The 3,879-nt window shown below is 63.1% G+C and carries 5 protein-coding genes; 2 read left to right on the top strand and 3 right to left on the bottom strand.

The genetic code is table 11. The features are described 5' to 3' along the window. Together WAN71_RS11915 and WAN71_RS11910 are read right to left on the bottom strand one after the other, a co-directional pair. The coding region (locus WAN71_RS11915) for an ABC transporter permease (protein ID WP_422225524.1) at positions 1 to 791 on the bottom strand (791 nt) is incomplete at its 3' end. Beyond that, positions 788 to 1,483, bottom strand: a complete 696-nt coding sequence (locus tag WAN71_RS11910; protein ID WP_422225523.1) for an ABC transporter ATP-binding protein — start codon at positions 1,481 to 1,483, stop codon at positions 788 to 790. The genes WAN71_RS11915 and WAN71_RS11910, both read right to left, overlap by 4 nt. Positions 1,484 to 1,848: 365 nt before the next feature. Here WAN71_RS11910 and WAN71_RS11905 point away from each other — a divergent pair, with 365 nt between their 5' ends. Next, positions 1,849 to 2,514 (top strand): SRPBCC family protein, encoded by a 666-nt coding sequence (locus tag WAN71_RS11905; protein WP_422225522.1) that lies wholly within the window; start codon positions 1,849 to 1,851, stop codon positions 2,512 to 2,514. A 40-nt stretch (positions 2,515 to 2,554) separates the two neighbouring features. Here the strand turns inward: WAN71_RS11905 and WAN71_RS11900 are convergent, their stop codons facing one another. Then, positions 2,555 to 3,079, bottom strand: a complete 525-nt coding sequence (locus WAN71_RS11900; protein ID WP_422225521.1) for a gamma carbonic anhydrase family protein — start codon at positions 3,077 to 3,079, stop codon at positions 2,555 to 2,557. Between the two features lie 114 nt (positions 3,080 to 3,193). On the opposite strand from WAN71_RS11900, the gene WAN71_RS11895 reads away from it, so the two are divergent. Beyond that, positions 3,194 to 3,879 (top strand): Rieske 2Fe-2S domain-containing protein (locus WAN71_RS11895; protein ID WP_422225520.1); only part of this gene is annotated, 686 nt, incomplete at its 3' end.

The raw sequence follows: 3,879 nt of genomic DNA, 5'->3' as shown, positions 1-3,879 counted from the left end.
ACCAATGCAACTCCCGCGCCCATCAACGCCATGTAGTTCATCAGCTTGACGCCGTCGCCGGCCCGGGCTGCTCGCATGCTCGGATCCGCAACGATTGCCCGGCCCTTCACAGCGGCCGTGACCGCGGCGCGCACAGCTGCGAGATTGGCACCGGACTTTGTAGTGATCAGTATCGAGTCGAGCTGACCTTTTCGTCCGGTTATGTTCTGCGCCAAAGCAAGTGGAGCGAGGACGTAGTGTCCGCCGTTGAGGTCCGCCAGCTGCTTGTCGGCGGGCACTTCGGTGACTGCGACCGAAGCCGAGCCCAGCCGGAATGTCTCGCCTTTGCGGTGACCGACACCGGGCCCGACCTGCACACCGTTGGGGTTGGCGGACAGTGTCTTTAGTGGTTTCGCGACGGCGTCTTTCAAGGCACCACCCAGCGCGGCGCAGCTCTTGTCTGCGCCGAACAGCAGAACTGGGCCTGATGCCGTGGACGCAGAAGTCCGAATCATCGGTGCCGCGGTCGCGACGCCGGGAACGGCGGCGACATCGGCCGTTATCGTGTCCGGAAATCCCGCGTCGGTAATGCCCGACACCTCGAGCGCGGCGATTCCCGCGATCCCATCGGCCAGCCGGTTGACCGATCCGGTGATCGAACCGAAAATTCCGAATACCGCGACCAGATACATTGCGGATACCGCCATTACGGCGATCGAGGCCGTCGTGCGCCGACGATGCACAACAAGTTCGCGGAGGCTGAACACACGTATCCGGCTCGCGGTAGCCGCGATGGCCGAGCCCGGTCTCATCCCGCGACCGCTGACAACTCGTCGGAACCGACCCGTCCGTCTTGGAGGGTGATCACCCGATCCGTCGTCGCCGCGGCATCCGAATTGTGGGTCACCATCACCACCAGCCGACTGCCGCCGTCCTCGTGCGCCACCTCGGCAAGCAGCGCCAAGATCGAAGCGCCCGTTGTCGAGTCGAGGTTCCCGGTCGGTTCGTCGGCGAGAATCAGCGATGGGTCCATCATCAACGCCCGCGCCACCGCGACCCGCTGCATTTGACCGCCCGACAGTTCCGCCGGCCGGTGCTGGGCCCGGTCGCCGAGCCCAACCCGGTCCAACAGCCGAAGCGCATCCGACTTGACCTTGCCCAGCCGGACACCGTCAAGCAGCTTCGGGACCGCTACGTTTTCCCAGGCTGACAAGGTCGGCAACAGGTTGAAGAACTGAAAGATGAACCCCACGCGATGATGGCGAAATTCCGACTGCTGTTCGTCGCTAAGGTGGCCGATCTCGTCGCCATCGAATTTGATCGAGCCGGAATCAGGCGAGTCCAATGCGCCGAGCAAGTGCAGCAACGTGCTCTTGCCGGCCCCCGACGGCCCTACTACCGACACAAACTGCCCACCCCCGAACCGCAGACTGATCTCGTCGAGCGCGCGCACGCACTGACCGCCGATCCGGTATTCGCGCACCACGTCGCGAAGTTCAATCATCAGCTCGGGCCTTGATGTATCGCAGGTATCGAGTCGTCCGATCATGGTCCTCTCGCGAGACCGCAGCATTCAACCGGCCGCGGCGACCTGTACGCGACCGACTGCCATGCCCATGCGAGCGTGATGTCGCAAAGGCGCTGGTACCACATATAACGAGCCCGAGCCCCAATCGGTTCAACCGACTCGGCCAAGAAATAGCGCGCATAAAATCGGCGTCCATAGATATACAATACGTGTATAGTGCGAACTGCAATACCGGCGAAATCTATGCGTTTGCAACGTTTTTGACAGGAGCCACTTCCCCCATCACCTGCGCCAAATGGTATGAACTCAATCGCCGTTCGCATACGAAGGAGGCCGATCCGATGTCGCTGCCCGCGCTTGAAGATATCGCCGCCCACACCGGCAGCACCGAGCCGATCGAGGGTTTGACCCGCATCGAGACCAGCCCGCGGGAGAAGGCCACCCCGGTCATTATGGAGATGATGCACTCGGTCTACCCGCACGACGAGGTATTCGGCCAGTACATCACCATCAACGACTACATCGACTGCCCGCCCGATGAGTTGTTCGCCTACATGGCCGATACCCGCTGTTTAGAGGAGTGGACCTATAGCCTGCGCGGGTTCGTCGAGACCGATGAACCGGGGTTGTGGCTGGCCTATGACCGGCTGGGGTCGGACACCAGGATCTATACCCGCACGCGGGCGAACGAGCAGGCGCGCACTGTGGACTATCAGTGCGCGTGGGATCAAGGCAAGCACCTTTGGATGGTCTATCTGATGCGTGTCATCGACGCGCAGGAGGTGCTCGACAAACCCGGCTCGGTGGTGCTGTGGACCAACTGCCACCATCCGTTCTACGACCACAACCCCTATCCCGACGCAGCCCCGCCGGAACGGCCGGTCTGGGTCGGCGACTTCTGGGAGATGTTCGGCGCCGGCCACCTGCTGGAGCTAAAAAACCTCAAGGCCATCGCCGAATACCGCCACCACAATGGGCTCCCGGTGACACCGGATTGGATGCGCTAGCCCTTCACGAAAACCGTTGTTCCGCTGGGCATTACAAACGCTACACGGGTTCCAGGCCAGTCAGATAGCGCTGGGCCAGATCCTGATATGCCTTCGGGTTCACATTCACCCACATTTCGGCGCCGGTGCCCGCGATCGGACCTTTGACCGTGGCCGGCGCCCCGACGACGAGCACCTCGTCGGGAATTTTGGTGCCGCCGACCACCAATGCACCAGCCGCGACCATGCTGCGCGAACCGATCACCGCGCCGTCGAGGACGGTGGCATGGTTGGCGATCAGCGCCTCTGCCCCGACATGGACCCCGTGGATGACGCACATGTGCGCCACCGTTGCTCCCGGGCCGATGTCGACCGGGATCCCGGGCGGCGCGTGCAACACCGATCCGTCCTGCACATTGGCCCCTTCGCGCACAATGACGGGCGCATAGTCGGCGCGCAGCACGGTGTTGAACCACACCGACGCCCCGGCCTCGATCGTGACGTCGCCGATCAAGGTCGCGGTTGGTGCGACGAAGGCAGTGGGATCGACCGTCGGCGATCGGCCTTCGAAGGAAAACAGCGGCATCGTTCAGATATACCGCAGCCTGGGTGCTCCGGCAGGTATCACCACGTTCATTGCGCGATCCCGTAGGAAAACTGTAACGTGTTCTAGTTAGAAGCTGACAAAGTTGGAGGCGTCATGGCTACCGAGACTGCCGGTGTTCGCGAGATCGACGCCGGCACCCTGCCCGACCGCTACGCGCGCGGCTGGCATTGCCTTGGCCCGGTCAAGGATTACCTGGACAGCGAGACCCATGGGGTCGAGGCTTTCGGCACCCACCTCGTCGTGTTCGCCGACTCGCACGGCGACGTGCACGTGCTCGACGGCTATTGCCGGCACATGGGCGGCAACCTGGCGCAGGGCACCGTCAAGGGCGACGAAGTCGCCTGCCCGTTCCACGACTGGCGCTGGGGCGGCGACGGCAAATGCAAGCTGGTGCCCTACGCCAAACGCACGCCACGACTGGCCCGCACCCGCTCCTGGCACACCGACGTGCGCGGGGGCCTGCTGTTCGTCTGGCACGACCACGAGGGCAACCCGCCGCAGCCCGAGGTGCAGATCCCGGAGATCCCCGAGGCGGCCAGCGACGAATGGACCGACTGGCGGTGGAACTCAATCCTGATCGAAGGGTCGAACTGCCGCGACATCATCGACAACGTCACCGACATGGCGCACTTTTTCTACATCCACCTCGGTCTCCCGACGTACTTCAAGAATGTCTTCGAGGGCCACGTCGCCTCGCAGTATTTGCACAATGTCGGGCGACCCGACGTCGACGATCTGGGTACCTCATACGGTGAGGCGCACCTGGATTCGGAGGCGTC

It is taken from the genome of Mycobacterium sp. (genome assembly GCF_049280035.1).
Classification (GTDB): domain Bacteria; phylum Actinomycetota; class Actinomycetes; order Mycobacteriales; family Mycobacteriaceae; genus Mycobacterium.
The sequence above is the reverse complement of the archived record's forward strand: the minus strand, read 5'-3'. Positions and strand labels throughout refer to the sequence as shown.